The sequence below is a fragment of the Salipiger bermudensis genome (assembly GCF_017309175.1).
Taxonomy (GTDB): Bacteria; Pseudomonadota; Alphaproteobacteria; order Rhodobacterales; family Rhodobacteraceae; genus Salipiger; species Salipiger bermudensis.
This window is the reverse complement of sequence record NZ_JAEKJV010000010.1, coordinates 79,498-97,212: the sequence shown is the minus strand read 5'-3', so window position 1 is coordinate 97,212 and position 17,715 is coordinate 79,498. Positions and strand designations below refer to the sequence as shown.

The 17,715-nt window shown below is 66.0% G+C and carries 17 protein-coding genes; 7 read left to right on the top strand and 10 right to left on the bottom strand.

The annotated features are described in order from the left end of the window. Positions 1-8: 8 nt before the first annotated feature. The 3 genes from JF542_RS14820 to JF542_RS14810 all read right to left on the bottom strand — a co-directional run bounded on the left by JF542_RS14820 (position 9) and on the right by JF542_RS14810 (position 2,135). The gene (locus JF542_RS14820) at positions 9-470 is read right to left on the bottom strand and encodes a hypothetical protein (protein WP_207076387.1); all 462 of its coding nucleotides are present in this window, start codon (positions 468-470) and stop codon (positions 9-11) included. A 28-nt stretch (positions 471-498) separates the two neighbouring features. After that, positions 499-900 (bottom strand): phage holin family protein, encoded by a 402-nt coding sequence (locus JF542_RS14815; RefSeq protein ID WP_007797540.1) that lies wholly within the window; start codon positions 898-900, stop codon positions 499-501. A 293-nt stretch (positions 901-1,193) separates the two neighbouring features. Next, a complete protein-coding gene (locus tag JF542_RS14810) occupies positions 1,194-2,135 on the bottom strand; it encodes an alpha/beta hydrolase (protein ID WP_242533769.1) in 942 nt (313 codons plus the stop codon). Between the two features lie 123 nt (positions 2,136-2,258). Here JF542_RS14810 and JF542_RS14805 point away from each other — a divergent pair, with 123 nt between their 5' ends. Continuing rightward, positions 2,259-2,870: a GNAT family N-acetyltransferase gene (locus tag JF542_RS14805; protein WP_207076386.1), complete on the top strand. Its 612-nt coding sequence runs from the start codon at positions 2,259-2,261 to the stop codon at positions 2,868-2,870. Between the two features lie 247 nt (positions 2,871-3,117). Here JF542_RS14805 and JF542_RS14800 read toward each other — a convergent pair whose 3' ends face one another. Next, positions 3,118-4,701 (bottom strand): arylsulfatase, encoded by a 1,584-nt coding sequence (locus JF542_RS14800; protein ID WP_242533768.1) that lies wholly within the window; start codon positions 4,699-4,701, stop codon positions 3,118-3,120. Positions 4,702-4,835: 134 nt separating this feature from the next. On the opposite strand from JF542_RS14800, the gene JF542_RS14795 reads away from it, so the two are divergent. Next, positions 4,836-5,507 (top strand): Crp/Fnr family transcriptional regulator, encoded by a 672-nt coding sequence (locus JF542_RS14795; RefSeq protein WP_207076385.1) that lies wholly within the window; start codon positions 4,836-4,838, stop codon positions 5,505-5,507. Between the two features lie 222 nt (positions 5,508-5,729). Beyond that, on the top strand, positions 5,730-6,497 hold the full coding sequence (locus JF542_RS14790) for an META domain-containing protein (protein WP_207076384.1): 768 nt from the start codon (positions 5,730-5,732) through the stop codon (positions 6,495-6,497). 43 nt (positions 6,498-6,540) lie between these two features. Here the strand turns inward: JF542_RS14790 and JF542_RS14785 are convergent, their stop codons facing one another. Beyond that, positions 6,541-6,858: a hypothetical protein gene (locus JF542_RS14785; RefSeq protein WP_340689158.1), complete on the bottom strand. Its 318-nt coding sequence runs from the start codon at positions 6,856-6,858 to the stop codon at positions 6,541-6,543. 124 nt (positions 6,859-6,982) lie between these two features. Beyond that, entirely contained in the window at positions 6,983-7,513 is a 531-nt protein-coding gene (locus JF542_RS14780; RefSeq protein ID WP_040544575.1) for an HdeD family acid-resistance protein, read from the bottom strand. A 387-nt stretch (positions 7,514-7,900) separates the two neighbouring features. On the opposite strand from JF542_RS14780, the gene JF542_RS14775 reads away from it, so the two are divergent. From JF542_RS14775 to JF542_RS14765, 3 genes are all read left to right on the top strand, one after another. Beyond that, positions 7,901-9,445: a phospholipase D family protein gene (locus tag JF542_RS14775; RefSeq protein WP_207076383.1), complete on the top strand. Its 1,545-nt coding sequence runs from the start codon at positions 7,901-7,903 to the stop codon at positions 9,443-9,445. A gap of 85 nt (positions 9,446-9,530) precedes the next feature. Further along, positions 9,531-10,604, top strand: coding sequence for an alpha/beta hydrolase (locus tag JF542_RS14770; protein WP_207076382.1), 1,074 nt, complete (start codon positions 9,531-9,533; stop codon positions 10,602-10,604). 125 nt (positions 10,605-10,729) lie between these two features. After that, positions 10,730-11,575: a bestrophin-like domain gene (locus JF542_RS14765; protein ID WP_007797514.1), complete on the top strand. Its 846-nt coding sequence runs from the start codon at positions 10,730-10,732 to the stop codon at positions 11,573-11,575. A 60-nt stretch (positions 11,576-11,635) separates the two neighbouring features. Here the strand turns inward: JF542_RS14765 and JF542_RS14760 are convergent, their stop codons facing one another. The 3 genes from JF542_RS14760 to JF542_RS14750 form a co-directional block, all read right to left on the bottom strand. Then, positions 11,636-13,540 carry a 3-hydroxyacyl-CoA dehydrogenase NAD-binding domain-containing protein gene (locus tag JF542_RS14760; RefSeq protein WP_207076381.1) on the bottom strand — a complete coding sequence of 635 codons (1,905 nt, stop codon included), beginning with the start codon at positions 13,538-13,540 and terminating at the stop codon, positions 11,636-11,638. Between the two features lie 185 nt (positions 13,541-13,725). Beyond that, positions 13,726-14,358 carry an alpha/beta family hydrolase gene (locus JF542_RS14755; RefSeq protein ID WP_207076380.1) on the bottom strand — a complete coding sequence of 211 codons (633 nt, stop codon included), beginning with the start codon at positions 14,356-14,358 and terminating at the stop codon, positions 13,726-13,728. A gap of 86 nt (positions 14,359-14,444) precedes the next feature. After that, positions 14,445-14,756 (bottom strand): ETC complex I subunit, encoded by a 312-nt coding sequence (locus tag JF542_RS14750; protein WP_007797505.1) that lies wholly within the window; start codon positions 14,754-14,756, stop codon positions 14,445-14,447. A 429-nt stretch (positions 14,757-15,185) separates the two neighbouring features. Here JF542_RS14750 and uvrB point away from each other — a divergent pair, with 429 nt between their 5' ends. Then, on the top strand, positions 15,186-17,384 hold the full coding sequence (gene uvrB, locus JF542_RS14745; RefSeq protein WP_007797503.1) for an excinuclease ABC subunit UvrB: 2,199 nt from the start codon (positions 15,186-15,188) through the stop codon (positions 17,382-17,384). Here uvrB and JF542_RS14740 read toward each other — a convergent pair. Continuing rightward, entirely contained in the window at positions 17,381-17,698 is a 318-nt protein-coding gene (locus tag JF542_RS14740) for a hypothetical protein (protein WP_207076379.1), read from the bottom strand. The two genes, uvrB and JF542_RS14740, sit on opposite strands and share 4 nt — an antisense overlap. Positions 17,699-17,715 lie beyond the last annotated feature (17 nt).

Sequence of the window (17,715 nt, the reverse complement as noted above, 5' to 3'; positions counted from 1 at the left end):
CGCCCGCGCTACTCGGTCACCAGCGCGCTGTCGGGGCCGAGCCCGACCGCCTTGAGCAGGGTCGTCGCGAAGGCGCTGCCGAGATTGCCGAAGGCGGTGCCCGCCGCCTGCTCGATGGCCGGATAGAGGTCGTCCTCGATGCCTTTCAGCGTATCGGTCAACTCGGCGACTCGGGCCTCCGCGCTGGCCAGTTGCGTCTCGAGCGCCGAGCACAGCTGCAGATCCGCGCCGCCGTCACGCAGGGCTGCAAGGTTGCTGCGGGTCTCGCCGATCTGGCTGGTCAGCTCGCGAATTTCGGCCCGCAACGGGCGGATGGTTCCGGTGATCTCGGCCACGTCATCGGTGATGTGCTCGACGGTCGAGAACAGGCTCCAGCCCAGCCACAGGCATAGCGCCAGCAGAATCAGCGTGGCGTTCAGAAGCGCGAGGACGAGGGTCCAGAGGGTCCGCCCGAGGCTGCGCTCCGCCATCGCTCCCGCTCCCTTGCCGGGCCCTGTCTCAGGCCGTCTTCTTCTTGCTCTTGGCCTCTTCGGCCAGCTGCTTGAACACGTAGACCGGGATCAGGATGGTCGCGATCAGGCTTCCGAGCCAGACCAGCAGCGTCGCCGCCAGCCAGTTGGCCACGCCACCGATCGACATGCCGGCAAGCAGCAGGTCGGTGATCAGCAGCCCGATGGAGACCGTCACAAGCGCCACACCGCCCATCAACTGCGGCAGCTGCTTGAGCGAGATCTTGGTGATCATCGGCCCGAGCACCGCCTGAATGATCGAGAAGGCCACGACGACGATGACGAAGGAGAGCGGGTCGATCTCGAATCCCGCAAGCAGCACGGCGGCGAGCAGTAGCCCGACGGCATTGGCGATGAGATAGGCGGCGGCGGAAAGAGCGAGCTTGACCAAGATGAAAATCTCCCGATGGGACCGGGGCCGAGGTCGCACGCGCCTCTGGGCCTGCCGGACTGCGACAATTGCAGGTTGATCTTTCGCCGCAACGCCCCTTGGGTCAAGAATTTTCCGGCATTGCGAGATGATCGTTCCATGACATGCGGAGATTTCACCGACCCGGGGCTGTCATCGCCAAGCGCGCGCCCCTGACACGCTGCGAACGGAGAGGTTCCGACCGGTCGTCCCGGCATCGGATCGGCGCCCGGTTGGCTGCGTGAAGCGGGCGCGGCGCGCTGAACGAACCTCTGCTACTGCATCCCCGCCATTTCCCCGATCCAGTCTGAAATCTGATCCAGTGCGCCAGGCGCGAAGGCATGGCGCCCCTCCACAAGGAACCTCCCGATCGCGTAGGGCGACCAGTCTTCAGAAAGCTGCCAGTTGTAAGCACGCGCCTTCAGAAGCCCATGCGTCGCATCCGGCACGATCCGGATGCGGGTCGGTGCATCTCGCGAGCCGAGCATGTCCTGGAACGCGGCCGCGTTTCGTTGCGGGTCGACGTTGAGGTCCTCTGATCCCCAGAGCGCAAGGACAGGAAGATCCAGCACAGACAAGGCCTGCCGCGCATCGGCGCCCCGGTTCTGGCGGATGAACCGCCAACGATCAGGCGACATGCCCGGCGGTGCATCAGCGACCGTTGCATCTTTGCCAAACACTCTGTCGTCGTCGCTGGCCTGCTCGGCAAGGGCGGTCTCGATCTCCTGCGCGTCAAGGCCCGCGCGGCGCAACCGGACCCTGGTGAAGTAATCTCCCTGATCCTGCCAGGACACCGCAGCGCCGATCAGGATCAGAAAGTCGGCATCGGCACGTGTCAGTGACGGCAGAACCCAGCCGGCCTGCGAAAACCCAAGCACGCCGATTTTCTTTTCCACGAAACGCTCGTCCAGGAGCTGAAGAACGCGGCGCGCTTCGACGGTCCGATCCATCATCGTCTGACGCAACCAGTTCCCTTCCGACAATCCGACGCCGGGCTTGTCCCAGGAGGCAACAGCGATCCCGTGATCCAGAAGAGCGTTGATCATCGGGGCATAGCCGCCCGCCATCGTTCGATCTTGCGCGCCGTCCCCGTGAACCATCGCAACGGCTGCGATCACCGCTTCGTCCGGAAGCCAGATCGTGCCCGAAATCTCGATGCCAGAGACCGTGACATCGAACGGCTCGCGCACTCTGCGATCCACATCATGATCAGTCATGCGCCAAAACAAGGCACCCGCCGTCAACGCCAGAACACTCCCAGCGAACAGAACAACCCGTAAATTCATTTGAAATCAAACGTCTTCGTACCCACCTCCACTCAATTATGGAGAGATATTGACGTGAAAACAATCTACTCAAGCGAGACATTTTTCATCGAAGGCGGCTTCCGGGCAGAACATCGACTGCAGGCTGCCCGTGGATACTGGCGCGCCTTTTCGCGCAAGCTCCGGTATCCGCTTGGACCGAAAGGCAAGGCCGTGTCCTTCATCGAAGGCACACTGGACCCGACCCACGCCATTTCTGCCTTATCGACCGAAGGGCAGTTTCTCGGGATGGCCGGCTTCAAGACGCCGAATGGGGCGCTCGTCGGTGGCGGTCTTGGCGATCTTGCGCGCAGCTACGGATGGATCGGTGCCGCGTGGCGCGGTCTCTTGCTGCACATGCTGGAGCGAGACTGCAGCGACGGGTCACTGCTGATGGACGGAATATTCGTCGAGCCGGAGGCCAGAGGCCGCGGCGTCGGAACAGCGCTTCTCCATGCCGTGGAAAGGCACGCGGCCTCCATGGGACTGAAGAGTGTCAGGCTGGACGTCATAGATACCAATTCGCGTGCCCGCGCGCTCTATGAGCGTGAGGGGTTTGTTCCGCGGTCTGTCCTGTCGCTTGGTCCGTTGAACCCGATCTTCGGTTTTTCCTCCGCCACGCAGATGACGAAGTCGGTCGGTCGCTGACAAGGCTCGTCGGCCCTGAAGGACCTGCAAAGCACGACAGCTCCATCCGCCCAGCCGACCTTCATCGCCCGCAGGTCCCGAAGATGTCCCAGAACCAGGATACGTGTCGTCAGGCTGTCCCGAGCGGGTCACGGGTCCGCACCGCATGGCACACAGCAAGGAGCCGCGCCCGTGGCGCGGCTCCTGGTGTCGTGAAGTCTGACGGGCAAGGATGCTGCCGACCGGCCGCACGACGCACCCGCAGGCCTTACTGCATCGACTTGCTGATGAAGTCCTCGACCACGTTGGACATGTCGAAGGAGGCCCCGCCCTGCACCGGAGGGTAGTCCGCCAGCGTCTGCAGGTGCTGCTGCATCAGCACGTTCATCGGCTGCATCAGCCACGACACCTTCTGCATCAGGTGACCATAGGCATCGGTGCTCGAGTAGCTCTCGAACGGGTCCATGCGGATGTTGAAGACCAGCGGCGCGGTGCGCGCATAGAGGCTGTCGTAATAATCTTCCTTGGTGGCGAAGTGGAACTTCCACGGGCCCATGCGCACGGCGGTGAGCTTGCTCTCGTAGTAGTGGAAGATGTGATCGCGGCGGGACGCGTCTTCCTCGCCGGTCCAGTACGGCAGGTTGTTCACACCATCGATATACTGCTGCTTCTCCTCCATGACCTCGGCGGCCACGTCCTCGATCCCGGCGGCGGCGGCCAGCGACGTGAACATGTCCTGGTGGCCCTGGATGCCGTTCATCACCGATCTCGGCTCGAACTGACCGGGCCAGCGGATCATCGAGGGAACCCGGACGCCCCCCTCGTAGGTGGTCATCTTCTCGCCCCGGAACGGCGAGGTGCCCCCATGCGGCCACGAATTATGCTCCGGGCCGTTGTCGGTCGAGTACCAGACGATGGTGTTGTCACTCAGCCCCTGCTCGTCGAGCCAGTCGAGCACGTAGCCGATATCGTGGTCGTGCTGCAGCATGCCCGAGCCGTAGAGATCGGCCTCGGAGGTGTATTGCTCCGCCGCATAGCGCCATTCCTCGTCGAGGCGCGTATAAAGGTGCATCCGGCTGGTGTTGAGCCAGACGAAGAAAGGCTCGCCCGCCTCGTTGGCCGACGACATGAAGTCGATCGCCTTGGGGATCACCTCGGCCATGTCGAAATTCCTCATGCGCTCCTGCGTGAGCGGCCCGGTGTCCTCGATGGTCTGCTTGCCGACCACGCCGAAGCGCGGCATCTCGGTGGTGTCCTCGGTCTCTGTGGCGAAGGTATGCAGCACGCCCCGGGTGCCGAACCGCTCCTCATAGGCCTCCAGAGACCCCGAGAACTTCTCGCCGAAGTTCTGATAATCGCGCTGCTCGGCCTCTTCCTGCGTGTTCAGGTGGTAGAGGTTGCCGAAGAACTCGTCGAAGCCGTGCACCGTGGGCAGGTGCTCGTTGCGGTCGCCGAGGTGGTTCTTGCCGAACTGGCCGGTCCGGTAGCCGACCTGCTTGAGTTCTTCGGCCAGGGTCGGCGATCCGTCCTGCAGCCCGAGCGCCGAGCCGGGCTGGCCCACCGTCGTCATGCCCGAGCGGATCGGGTACTGCCCGGTGATGAATGCGGCCCGGCCGGCGGTGCAGCTTGGCTGGGCATAGTGGTCGGTGAAGCGGATGCCCTCATTGGCAATCCGGTCGATATTGGGGGTGGTGTAGCCCATCGTGCCCATGCCGTAGGAAGACAGGTTCGTCCAACCGATATCGTCCCCCCAGATCACCAGAATATTCGGCTGAGTCTCCTGCGCGAAAACCGCGGAACAGGACAGCGACAATGCGACCGGCAAAGACAGCAGCATCCTTTTCGAAACCATGTGAAACACTCCTTTATCGTATTGAATTCATTGGCGCGAAATTGGCCGCGCGAAACACACTGCGGTTGCAAAAAGCCTAGCACCGCGCAACAGTCTGGATTGTACCCTTCGGGACAAAGTTGGGAATATTTCAGATGTCATTCGAAGCCCTTCGGAAAACCGGCTGGCTGTCCTCCCAGCCGGTCTCCTTCCAAAACGAGGTCCGGCGTCACGGTCGCCTGCGGCGGCACGCGCGCGGCGCCACGATCGTGTCGATCGGAGATCCTCCGGGCGGCCTCTTCGGGCTGGCAGACGGCGCGCTGGCGGTGTTCATCGCGCCGGGCGACACGGGCCCGCATTTCGCTCATCTCGCGTCGCCGGGATGCTGGTTCGGCGAAGGCGGCTTCTTTACCGGCGGCCCCCGACGCCTGACGCTCGAGGCCACCGTCGACAGCACCGTCCTTCACCTGCCGCTCGACGCGATGGAGCGGCTCGCCGCAGCCGATCCCGAGAACATGCGACGCTTCGGCTGCATCGCGCTGCACAACATCGACCTCTGCCTGCAGGCCATCGACACGCTGCTGATCGCGGATCCCAAGCGGCGGATCGCCGCCACCCTCCTGCGCTGCCTTGCCGAGAGCGATGCACCACGCATCACGATGTCGCAGACCGCGCTCGGGCGCAGCGCCAACGCCTCGCGAAAAGTGGTGAACCGCACGCTTGGAGAGCTGGCCGAGAGGGGAATGGTGGAGCCCGGCTATGCCGAGATCGCGGTGCGGGATGTTGCCGCGCTCAGCGCCTTCGCGGTGGGAAGAAAGCCCGGCTGACCGCGGCCGCAGGCAATCGCCGTGGACAGGTGCAAGGCGCGCGGATACAGTTTTGGCAAGAAAGTGACGGACATCGCTCGCCTCAAACAGTGCAAGCGGGTCGACCCGGCGACTGCGTCGCAGACCTGCCCGTCACGCAAGGTCACGGGGCCGCGACCCGAGAAAACGGCGATGCGCGTCCCCATCTCTGTAACGACCGGAAGAGTGGGAGAGAGAGTTCAGATGTCACCAACCCAAACCCTGCGCCGCGGCCTCGCGGCCACCTTCATCGCGGCCTGCGCCGCCGCGCCGGCACTTGCCGAGCCGGCCGACCTCAACGTCGTGGTGCGGCTTGCCGATGGCGCGACCCTGCCGCCCGAAGCGATGATGCAGGTCGAACTGCTCGACGTTTCGCGCGCCGATGCCGCATCGACGACGCTGGCCGCGCGCAGCTACCGGATCGACAGCCTGCCCGCCGAGATCCGCCTGCCCTACGAGACCGACGATGTGGATGCGCGCATGAGCTACGCGGTCGCGGCGACCGTCGCGATGGACGGCACGACGGTGCTGCGCACCACCACCTCGTTCCCTGCACTGACCCGCAACGCCCCTGAGCGCCCCGAGATCGTCCTGGAGCAGATCGCTCCTATCGCAATGGAGGCTGACATGCCGGGCATCGCGGGCATTCCGTGGCAGGTCTCCGAGATCGGCGGCCGCCTTCTGGTGGTCGAGGATGCGCCGACCCTCGCCTTCGATGCAGAGGGCAATTTTGCCATGTATGGCGGCTGCAATCGCTTCACCGGCACCGCCGAGATCGGCGCGGGCACGATTTCTTTCCCCGAGGCATTCGCTGGCACCCGCCGCATGTGCCCCGAGCCGCGCATGAAGCTCGAGCAGGACATGGTCGACGCCGTCGGCGCCGCCACCGGATACGTGCGCAACGGAAGCCTTCTGAGCCTGACGAATGAGGCCGGCGTGACGGTGCTGCGGCTGAACGAACGGCCCGAGTGATGAGACCGGGCGCGGCGGGCGATGGTGCCGGCCGTGCCCTGCCCTAGTGGTCCGCGAGCCAGAAGCTGTCGGGGTGGGATTCGCAAAAGGCGCCGAACTCCGCGAGGACGGCGCCGTAGCTCACGCCCTTGGCGGCCGCGTAGCCGCGCATGTACGCGAAGATGAACTGCATCGCGATGACGTCATGTTCCGTCATGTCGGCGGCCTTGGCCGGATCGACGAGGAACAGCCCCCGTGCCTCGGCGCAGGTCGCCTTGGTCATCGCCCACTCTTCGGCCTGATCGACGACCTGAAGCGTCTCGACCCCGGCGCTGGCAAAGCCGGGAACCGCCAGCAGCACCGCTAGCAACACTCTCTTCACTTGCCCCGAACTCCTCTGAAGCATCCCGGCGCGACGGTGCGCCCGCACGAGCGTATGCCGGAACCGGCCCGCCGGGAAAGTGAGAAGACGCCCCGCAGCCTGTGCGGGACGTCCGGTGACTGGATCAGGCGGCGTCCGCTTCGGGGTGCTTGCGCACGTAGAACCCGTAGGACAGCATCGTCATGCCGCTCGAGATCAGCTCGATGGCGAGCAGGATGCCCAGAAGCGAGACCGATGCGGCAAGGAAGTTGCCGAACACCATCACCGCCAGCACCACCGAGATCACGCCCGACAGCAGCGACAGCCAGAAGAAGCCGGAGCCGCGCAGGCTGAAGGCGAAGACGATCTTCAGCACGCCGTTCACGAGGAACATGATCGCCGCCATCACGGTCAGCGTGACGATGCCCGCGAGCGGGTGGTACAGCAGGCTGAAGCCCAGCACGACATAGGCCACGCCGAGCAAGAGCCCGAAGAGGCGCGCGCCCCAGCCGCCGGCCTTGAACGCTGCGAAGAACTGCAGCACCCCGCCGAAGATGAAGATCCACGCCGCCATCTGTTCGGCTGCGACGGTCGCCACGAACGGGTTCATCAGCGCGAAAAAGCCGCCAATGATGAGCAACACACCAAATATGATCCAAAGGACTGAATTCTTCATCGTATTTCCTCCTGACTGGGGCATTGCCCCATCTTCAATACCCTGACTATTCAATGAAATCCGTGCGCTTCCTATCGAAAAGCGACTCGGCGATCGAATAGCTGCCTTGCGGGGCGCCATCGTCACAGTGTGCCTGCGCCCGGCCGGATTGGTAGCGACGCGCAATGACAGGTTTGCGACCGAGGAAATACGAAAGGCCATCGCCCGGAATTGCGCCGCGAAAGATCGGAGCGGCGCAGCGAGTGCCTTCATGGCCGCCGATAAAAGGGATATTCGGAATGTTCCTTAAAAAGGCAAAAGTGCCGCGGCGACGACACCCCGAAAACGTTGACCCTTTCCGTTCCCGGTTCTAGCCTATTGAAAACAGGTCAATTGCCGGGGTGTATCATGCGTTTCCTGAGGTTTCTTCTTGTCCTCGTGATCGTCCTCGCGATCGCCATCGTCGTGCTCCGGCTGCTCAACCCGCTGCCCGATCTCGAAGGCCGCAGCAACAGCACTCATATTCCCGTCTCCGCCGAGACCACGCTCGGCAGCGCGTTGATGACCGCGACCGAAGCGCAGCCCGGGAAGAGCGGCATCTGGCCGCTGGCGGACGGGCGCGAGGCCTATGCCGCCCGCATCCTGCTTGCCCGCAACGCCGAGCAGAGCATCGATATGCAGTATTACATCTGGCAGACCGACACGACGGGCTGGATCCTGCTCGACGAGATGCGCAAGGCGGCGGAACGCGGCGTCCGGGTGCGGCTGCTGCTCGATGACAACGGCGTTCCCGGGCTCGATGCCGAGCTCGCGGCGCTCAACGCGATGCCCAATGTCGAGGTGCGGCTGTTCAACCCGTTCACCCTGCGCGACCCGAAGCTGTTGTCCTATGTGTTCGACTTTCCGCGTCTGAACCGGCGGATGCACAACAAGGCGATGATCGTCGACGGGGCCGCCACGGTGCTCGGCGGCCGCAACATCGGCGACATCTATTTCGACTACGGCACCGGCGTGCACTACTTCGACGCCGACGTGCTGGCCGCCGGCCCGGTCGTCGGAGAGGTCTCGGAGAATTTCGATGCCTACTGGGCCAGCAGGTCGGCCTATCCCGCCGAGTTGATCCTGCCCGATGCGCCCGATGGGCTCGACAGCCTCATGGCCCACGCCGAGAGCGCCCGCAGTGGCGCCGAAGCCGCGCAATACGACGACGCCATCACCGACACGCCACTGGTGCAGGAAATCGAGGCCGGCACGCTCGCTCTGGAATGGGGCGAGGTCGACTTCTTCAGCGACGATCCGGCAAAAGGGCTCGGCGAGGCGACCGAGGATCAGTTGCTGCTGACCCGCATCCTCGAGATCGCCGACCCGCAAAGCTCCTTCGACCTTGTCTCGGCCTATTTCATCCCCGGCGACAGCGGCACCGAGGTGCTCACCGGCTTTGCCGAGGCCGGGGTCGAGACCCGGGTGCTGACCAACGCGCTTGCCGCCACCGACGTGGCGCCGGTGCACAGCGCCTACATGACCTATCGCGATGAGCTGCTCGACGGTGGCGTCACCATTCTCGAATTGCGCCCCGCCGCCGAGCGCAAGCGGGAGATCCACCTGTCGCAGATGATCGCGGGTTCGGCCTCGAGCCTGCACGCCAAGACCTTCACCGTCGACGGCGAACGGATCTTCGTGGGCTCGTTCAACTTCGATCCGCGCTCGGCCCGCCTCAACACCGAGATGGGCCTGCTGATCCCGAGCCCGGAGATGGCCGCCGGACTGGCCGAGGCGCTGGACGACCCGGCGCGATATTACCACGTGGAGCGCGGCGAGAGCGGCGATCTGGTCTGGATCGAAACCGCCGAGGACGGTGACCGCACGGTGCTGACCCAAGAGCCCGAGACCGGCTGGTTCAAAATGCTGGTGGTGCGCTTCATCAGCTGGTTGCCCGTGGAATGGATGCTCTGACCCGGCCCGGACCGACGCGGCTGCACGGGCGCCCTGCCCCGTGCAGCATCCACGGCCGAGCCCACACGGAGAAGGGAGATCCGCGATGACGACCTGTCCCAGCGGCCTGCGGTTCCTCGTGCTTGCCGCCGCGCTATCCGCAGCTCTCTGGCCATCGCCCGCGGTTCGGGCCGAGACGGTCGCGGCAGAGGCAGCGGCAGAGGCAGCGGCCCCGCGCGGCGTGCCCTACCTCACGATCCGCAACCGCACCGGGCTCGGCGATCCGCGCAAGTTCTACGGCGACGAGCGCAGCGACCTGAAGGCGGGGTGGTGCGACATCGGCGAACGCCGTCTGCCGATGCTGTCATCGGTGGCAGAGGCCGCGCCCTTCTTCATCCCCGAAGAGATCCTGCGCGTCGACGGCATCCGCGAAAGCGCACCCGCGGCCCTGCTCGACGCCTTCGAGACCGGCGTTGAGGATGCCGCGCCAGTGCTCTTCACCCATGGCTTCTACATCGATTTCGAAAAGGGCTGCCGCCGCGCCACCGCGCTGCAGGAGAATGCCGGACTCATGGGCCAGTTCCTGTGGTTCAGCTGGCCCTCGAACGGCGACGCGCTGAACTACACCCATGACGAGGCAGATCTCTACTGGAGCGTGCCCAACCTCGCGGACACGATCAGCGACCTCGAGGGCCGCTTCGGGCCGGGCCGGGTCAACGTGGCGGGCCACAGCCTCGGCGCGCGGGGCGTGGCGCTGGCGCTGGCGCTGGCGGAACTGGCGAGCCGGAACAGCGGCGAGCAGCTTGGAGAGGTCGTGCTGCTGGCCCCGGACATGGATTTCGGCATCTTCGAGCGCCTGCTGCCGCGGATCCGGCCACTGGCGACCAGCATCACGGTCTACGTCACCGAGCGCGACTGGCCGCTGGCGCTCTCGGCGCAGCTGCACGGCTATCCCCGCCTCGGCGAGGCCGGCAACCCGGTCGAGGCGCTGGACGGCGTCGAGGTCATCGATCTCAGCGACCTGCAGGTGCGCAGCTCGTCGGGGCATCTCTACCATATCTACAACCCCGAGGTGGGCGACGATCTCGCGCAGCTTTTCAAGGATGGCCTGCACGCCGCCGAGAGGCGGAACCTCGTGCAGGACGGCCCGAACCTCTGGCGCCTGCAACCGGCGCAGTAGCGCACGCGCGCGGGCGCGGCGCAGCCGCGACCGAATACTGGTGCCGATGTCGCAAAGCTTGTGGCTTTCCGGGAGGTTCGGTGTAGCATCGTTCTCCGGGACTTCTTGTTCAGCCGGATGGAACCATGGACGCCACCACCGCCGCGTCGCTCTACACGCAGATAGAGCTGCCGCTCCTGTCACTCACCAGCACCGCCGTCATCCTGCTGATCTGCCTGCCAGCGATGGCCGTGATCGGCTTCTGGGGCGGGCGCGCGCGCCGCAGGATGTTGCTTCGGGCCGGTGAGGAGATCGACCTGGTCGTTGGCGAGACGACCCTTGCCGCGATCCTTGCCCTGCTCGGCCTGCTGCTGGCCTTCAGCTTCGGCGACGCGCTGAGCCTTGCGCAGGCGCGAAAGGCCGCCACTGTGAACGAGGCGGCTGCGCTCGGCACCGCCTTCCTCCGCGCCGATTACCTGCCCGAAACCGGACGCCTGCCGCTGCAGCAGGCCTTGCTCGACTATACCGAGACCCGGCTTCTGCCGGGCAATGGCGCGCTGGCCTCGCAGGAGGAGGCACAGGCCTTCCTAGACCGCTCGCTCGCCGCGCAGGCCCGGCTCTGGCCTTTGACTCTCGAAGCGACCGCAGACCCGGTGCCGCCCCCGATACAGGCCTTCGTCGCCGGTGCCGTGAACGAAGCCATCGACGCGCATCTCTACCGGTTGCAGATGACGACCAGTCCGATGTCAGAGGTCACCCACCTCGTGCTGCTGGCCTCGGCGATGATGGGGCTGTTCCTGCTCGGCAACCGCGCCGGGCTGCTGGGACGCCGGCTGACATGGCGGATGTTCGTGTTCTCGGGCTTCCTGTTCATCGTGATGTTCACCATCGTCGACACCCAACGCGCGAAAGAGGGCCTGGTGCGCGTCGACGAAATGCCGATGCGCGCCACCGTCTTCGACATGCGTCAGGCGCTCGCGGCAGGGAGCTAGAACCGCCCGCCGCAGGAGGAGACCCCGGCACTCTGAGCCCGGCACGGGCCGGATGTCCGCTCAGGCCACCGCCTCCGACGTCATCGCGGCATCGAGCGACAGGCCTTCGCGGACCGCCCGTTCGAGCAGTGGCGCGGGAGCCCAACGCGGTCCAAGCATCTCCTGATAGTGACGGATGTCTGCCAGCACCTTCGAAAGCCCGACGGCTTCGGCATGGTGCATCGGCCCGCCCCTGAAGCGCGGGAAGCCGTAGCCGTGCACGAAGATCACGTCGATGTCGCTGGCGCGCAGGGCGATGCCCTCCTCAAGGAGCCGGCAGCCCGTGTTGACCAGCTGCCACAGGCAGCGGCGGCGGATCTCGTCCTCCGTCAGCGGCGCGCGCGGCGGCTGGCCCTGCGCCCCGGCACAAGCGTCGCGGAGCTGCTGGCCGATGTCGACGCCGAAACCGGCGAGCGCCGCATCGACCTGATCGGGCGTGGCGCCCTCCTCGACGAGCATCTGCACCTCGCGACCGAACGCGCGGACCATGCGGTTGCCCACAAGCCCGTCGCAGACCCCGACGAGCACCGGTTGTTTGTCCAGCCGTGGCGCCAGCGCCATCACCGTGGCGACGACCTCTGGCGCGGTCCTTGCCGCGCGCACGACCTCGAGCAGGGGCACCGCGTCATCGGAGTGCAAGAAATGCATCCCGATGACATCGCCGGGCCGAGTGGTCGCCTGCGCGATGCTGTCCAGATCGAGGGTCGCGCCATTGTTGACGAGGATCGCCCCCGGCTTGCAGATGCGGTCGAGCGCCGAGAAGATCTCTTGCGTCTGCGTCATGTCCTCCGAGCCAGCCGCCACGACCACATCGGCCGAGGCCGCGGCGTGCAGTTCGGTCGACAGCTCCAGCCGCGCCCGCTGCGCCGCAAGCGTGGGACCGTCGATCCCGCCGCCATCACGCGCCTGATCCCAGAGCTCCGCGATGCGCGCCCGCGCCCGCTCGATCTGAGCCGCGTCCGTGTCGATCAGCACCACCGGCAGCCCGGCCCTTGCGAAGCACATGGCGATGCCGGCGCCCGCGCTGTCCGCGCCCACGACCGCCGCGCGGGTGATCTCGCGCGGCGCGGTGTCGCGTGGCAGATCCGGCACCTTGCGCGCCTCGCGCTCGGCAAAGAAGACGTGCCGCTGCGCCCGCGACTGGTCCGAGGCATTGAGCTCGATGAAGGTCTCGCGCTCCCACGCCTGCCCCTGCTCCAGCGGCGTGTCATAGGCCATGCGCACGCCTTCGACCGCCCGCGTCACCGCCAGTGCGCCACGCGCCGCCCCCAGGGCAGTCTCTGCGGCGGCGTCCATCTCGGAAATATCGCCCGGCACCGCGCGCGCCCCGATGGGCTGGCGTTCGATCCCCGCAGCGGCCATCGCCTCGGCCCGCAGCAGGGCGGCCTCGAGATCCGGGAGCACCTCGGCGCAGAGCCCGAGCGCCGCGGCCTCCTCGGCGCGCACCTCGCGGGCCGTCACGATGATGTCGAGCGCAGCTGGCCCGCCCACCAGACGCGGCAGCTTTTGCGTGCCGCCAGCGCCTGGAATGTTGCCGAGCCGGATCTCGGGGAAGCTGAAGCGCGCGTTCGGCGCCGCGAGCCGGATGTCGCAAGCCAGCGCCAGCTCGAAGCCGCCGCCGAAGCAGACCCCGCCGATCAACGCCAGCGTCGGCTTCGGCGCCGCCTCGATCTGCGCGATCACCTCGGTCAGCAGAGGCGGTTTGCGACCGGTCGCGAACTCGCGGATATCGGCCCCGGCCGAGAAGAATTTCGGCAGCCCCACCAAGGCGATGGCCTTGATGTCCGGATCGGCGCAAAAGGCCGTATGCGCATCGCTGATCGCCGTGCGCAGCGCATGCCCCAGTGCGTTCACCGGCGCATTGCGAAGGTAGATGACCCCCAGCGCGCCACGGGTTTCGGTGCCGATCTGGCGCGGCACGCTCATATCTCTTTCTGTGCTCAAAGGATTTCCTCCGTCCCGAGGCTCAGCCTCGTCCCCTGCGGCACACTGACCCCGTTCAGGTGCGAAGAGCAAGCTCTGCGCCCTCGGTCCGGCGGCCTCTCGCCGCGGTCCCGTAAAAGATTCTGCGTATCCGGGATGTCCGGGCGCGCGTGTTCCGCGCCCTGAGCTCAGGCCAGGTCCAGGGTCCAGCGCGCGATGGCATCGGCTGTGCTGGAAAGGTGATCGTCGAGCGTCAGCCCGGTCTCGCGCTTGCGCGGTTTGAGATCGTGATCGCCGTCGTCCAGCCAGTGCAGGACAATGGCCCGCGAAAGGTCGTAGCCCGCCACCTCCTCCCGTGTTCCAAACGGGTCGCGCGTGCCCTGGCAGATCAGCGTGGGCGGGCGCAGCGCAGCGAGATGCTCGGTCCGCAGCGTCTCGGGCTTGCCGGTGGGATGGAACGGGTAGCCGAGGCAGAGCAGCCCCGCGATCCGACCCTCCGCGAACAGCTCATCGGCGATCAGACTGGCGACGCGGCCGCCCATGCTCTTGCCGCCGATGATCAGCCGGCCATCTCCCGGCAGCGCCGCAATCGCGGCGCGGTATTCCTCGGCCAGCAGCGTGATCTTTGGCGGCGGGCGCTTCGAGCCGCCGCTGCGGCGCCCGGCCATGTAGGCGAACTCGAACCTTGCGACCCGGAGACCACGCTCCGCAAGCTTTCCCGCCACCGCAGCCATCCACGGCGTGTCCATCGCCGCCCCGGCGCCATGCGCCAGAAGGATGGTCGCGCGTGCGGCCGGATCGCCGTCGAAAAGAAACTCCATGCCCCCTCCCGGATATGGAAAAGGCGCCCGGTGGGCGCCCTTGTCTGCCTGCACAAGCGCGGGCCCGATCGCACCGTTCCGGGCGCTCAGTGCGTCCAGGCGCCCCGGCGATCCACCGCGAAGTTCTCGGCGTAGCCGCGGGCGCGCACGTTGGGCTTGCGCTTGTTCGGCTCCGAGACTGTGGCCTCGATGCCGTTCTCCTTGGCATAGTCGAGCGCCGCTTCCTTGCTGTCGAAGCGCAGCCGCACCTGGCTCTGGGTGTCAGAGGACGACGTCCAGCCCATCAGCGGATCGACCTCGCGCGGCGCGCTGGCGGCGAATTCGAGCACCCAGTGTTTCGTCTTGCCCTGACCCGACGACATCGCGGTCCGGGCCGGCTGGTAGATCCGTGCACGCATGGAATCCCTCCTGAAGATCACCAGCGTTATCCGGAATTTGGCCGATCAGGGCAAGGGATCAGCGGCGCCTTGTCGTCAAATCATCGGCATATGGCGGCGAATCTGGTGCAAACAGCGGCCGGTCCGACCGGAAGGGCACAGGGGGAGCGAGGGGTGGGTATCGTGACCTCTGGCGGCCCAGGCCGGCTGCTTGCCTTCAAAAGGTAGATTTTGAAACCCGGATTATACAACGAAAAAGTGTGTCGCGCCGCGCGCAAATGCGGGCTTTTCGGCGCGCATGGAAGCAAAATCCCGACGGCTCAACCCGTTAGGGCACGCGCCGTCCGACCCCGGCTGTCTGCCCGTTTTGACGGCACCTTGCCCCACCCCCTTGAATCTCGCCCCCGCGGCATCAATTCTCCTCTCCGTCCGCCCGAGGAGCCGCGCCCGATGCCCTATGCCCATTCCGACAAGTCCCAGCCCGTCCTGCACGCCCCTGCCCCGGACGTGCGCGAGCGCGAAAAGCTCGAAGGCGGCAAGCGCTTCGTCATGCATACGGAGTTCAACGCCGCCGGCGACCAGCCGACCGCGATCGCCGAGCTGTCCTCGGGGATCGACGAGGGCGAGCGCAACCAGGTGCTGCTCGGTGCCACCGGCACCGGCAAGACCTTCACAATGGCCAAGGTGATCGAAGAGACGCAGCGCCCGGCGATCATCCTCGCCCCCAACAAGACGCTGGCCGCACAACTTTACGGAGAGTTCAAGGGCTTCTTCCCAGACAACTCGGTCGAGTATTTCGTGTCGTATTACGATTACTACCAGCCCGAGGCCTACGTGGCGCGCTCGGACACCTATATCGAGAAGGAAAGCCAGATCAACGAGCAGATCGACCGGATGCGCCACTCGGCCACCCGCTCCCTGCTCGAGCGTGACGACGTGATCATCGTGGCCTCGGTGTCTTGCATCTACGGCATCGGCTCGGTCGAGACCTACGGCGCCATGACGCAGGATCTGCACGCCGGCAGCGAATACGAAATGCGCAAGGTGATGGCGGATCTGGTCACGCAGCAGTACCGCCGCAACGATCAGGCCTTCCAGCGCGGCTCGTTCCGGGTCCGCGGCGACAGTCTCGAGATCTGGCCCGCCCACCTCGAGGACCGGGCGTGGCGGCTGTCGTTCTTCGGCGAGGAGCTCGAGGCGATCACCGAGTTCGACCCGCTCACCGGGCAGAAGACCGGCAGCTTCGAGCGCATTCGCGTCTACGCCAACTCGCACTACGTGACGCCGAAGCCCACGATGAATCAGGCCGTCATCCAGATCAAGAAGGAGCTGCGGCAGCGACTCGACCAGCTGGTCTCGGAGGGCAAGCTGCTGGAGGCCCAGCGCCTTGAGCAGCGGACCAATTTTGATATCGAGATGCTCGAGGCCACCGGCGTGTGCAACGGCATCGAGAACTACTCGCGCTATCTCACCGGCCGTGCGCCGGGCGAGCCGCCCCCCACCCTGTTCGAGTTCATCCCCGACAACGCCATCGTCTTCGCCGACGAGAGCCACGTCTCGGTGCCGCAGATCGGCGGCATGTATCGCGGCGACTACCGGCGCAAGTTCACCCTCGCCGAGCATGGCTTCCGCCTGCCGTCCTGCATGGACAACCGCCCCCTCAAGTTCGAGGAATGGGACGCCATGCGCCCGCAGTCGATCTTCGTCTCGGCAACCCCCGCGGCGTGGGAGCTTGAGGAATCCGGCGGCGTCTTCACCGAACAGGTGATCCGCCCCACCGGCCTGCTCGACCCACAGGTCGAGATCCGCCCGGTGGAGATGCAGGTCGACGATCTGCTCGACGAGATCCGCAAGGTGACACAGGACGGCTACCGCACGCTCTGTACCGTGCTGACCAAGCGCATGGCCGAGGATCTGACCGAGTACCTGCACGAGCAGGGCATCAAGGTGCGCTACATGCACTCGGACATCGACACGATCGAGCGCATCGAGATCCTGCGCGACCTGCGCCTCGGGGCGTTCGACGTGCTGATCGGCATCAACCTGCTGCGCGAGGGGCTCGACATCCCCGAATGCGGACTGGTGGCCATCCTCGATGCCGACAAGGAGGGCTTCCTGCGCTCCGAGACCTCGCTGATCCAGACCATCGGCCGCGCGGCGCGGAATGCCGAGGGCCGGGTGATCATGTATGCCGACCGCATCACCGGCTCGATGGAGCGGGCGCTGGCCGAGACCGACCGACGCCGCCAGAAGCAGATCGCCTATAACGAGGAGCACGGCATCACGCCCGAGACCGTGAAGAAGAATGTCGACGACATTCTCGCCGGGCTCTACCAGGGCGATGTCGACATGAACCGCGTCACCGCGACCGTCGATCCCAAGCGTCAGGGCGCCAATCTCGAGACCGTGCTCAACGGGCTGCGGACCGACATGCGCAAGGCGGCCGAGAACCTTGAGTTCGAGGAGGCGGCCCGTCTGCGGGACGAGATCAAGCGGCTCGAGGCGGTCGACCTCGCGGTGGCAGACGATCCGCTGGCGCGCCAGCAGGCGGTGGACCGCGCCTCGGAAGAGGCAACCAAGGCGGCCGGCCGCTCGACCGCGGGCCGCCCGGGCCAGCGCGGCGGCAACGTGAAGCGACGCAAGCGCTAGGGGGCGGCACTCCATCTCTCGATGACTTCGAAGTCGTCGGCATCTTTCTCGAAAAGGTCGGGTTCGTCCGCAAGGGCGACCACCTGCAGGGTTTGCGTGGAGTTCACAGACCAGTAGCGCGGATCTTCGAGGATCTCCGGCGGGAGCCGGTCTTTCAGGAACGTCCGTCGCCGGGTCGTCGTGATCCTGACCTCGAAGGCGTTGCTCCGGCGCGGCGCACCGCGTTCGAGCAGGTCATGCCGCAATGCGTCGGCCCGTGTCTTCAGCTTCGACATCTCGCGGCGCAGGTGGTGTAATTCGTCGACCGGGTGCATCGTCTCGCCCTCCTGAC

What these genes read in the sequence shown, in the direction of transcription:
- JF542_RS14820 (WP_207076387.1), bottom strand. Translation starts at nt 470, where the DNA reads ATGGCGGAGCGCAGCCTCGGGCGGACCCTCTGGACCCTCGTCCTCGCG.
- JF542_RS14810 (WP_242533769.1), bottom strand. Translation starts at nt 2,135, where the DNA reads ATGACTGATCATGATGTGGATCGCAGAGTGCGCGAGCCGTTCGATGTC.
- JF542_RS14800 (WP_242533768.1), bottom strand. Translation starts at nt 4,701, where the DNA reads ATGGTTTCGAAAAGGATGCTGCTGTCTTTGCCGGTCGCATTGTCGCTG.
- JF542_RS14795 (WP_207076385.1), top strand. Translation starts at nt 4,836, where the DNA reads ATGTCATTCGAAGCCCTTCGGAAAACCGGCTGGCTGTCCTCCCAGCCG.
- JF542_RS14790 (WP_207076384.1), top strand. Translation starts at nt 5,730, where the DNA reads ATGTCACCAACCCAAACCCTGCGCCGCGGCCTCGCGGCCACCTTCATC.
- JF542_RS14780 (WP_040544575.1), bottom strand. Translation starts at nt 7,513, where the DNA reads ATGAAGAATTCAGTCCTTTGGATCATATTTGGTGTGTTGCTCATCATT.
- JF542_RS14775 (WP_207076383.1), top strand. Translation starts at nt 7,901, where the DNA reads ATGCGTTTCCTGAGGTTTCTTCTTGTCCTCGTGATCGTCCTCGCGATC.
- JF542_RS14770 (WP_207076382.1), top strand. Translation starts at nt 9,531, where the DNA reads ATGACGACCTGTCCCAGCGGCCTGCGGTTCCTCGTGCTTGCCGCCGCG.
- JF542_RS14765 (WP_007797514.1), top strand. Translation starts at nt 10,730, where the DNA reads ATGGACGCCACCACCGCCGCGTCGCTCTACACGCAGATAGAGCTGCCG.
- JF542_RS14760 (WP_207076381.1), bottom strand. Translation starts at nt 13,540, where the DNA reads ATGAGCGTGCCGCGCCAGATCGGCACCGAAACCCGTGGCGCGCTGGGG.
- JF542_RS14755 (WP_207076380.1), bottom strand. Translation starts at nt 14,358, where the DNA reads ATGGAGTTTCTTTTCGACGGCGATCCGGCCGCACGCGCGACCATCCTT.
- JF542_RS14750 (WP_007797505.1), bottom strand. Translation starts at nt 14,756, where the DNA reads ATGCGTGCACGGATCTACCAGCCGGCCCGGACCGCGATGTCGTCGGGT.
- uvrB (WP_007797503.1), top strand. Translation starts at nt 15,186, where the DNA reads ATGCCCTATGCCCATTCCGACAAGTCCCAGCCCGTCCTGCACGCCCCT.
- JF542_RS14740 (WP_207076379.1), bottom strand. Translation starts at nt 17,698, where the DNA reads ATGCACCCGGTCGACGAATTACACCACCTGCGCCGCGAGATGTCGAAG.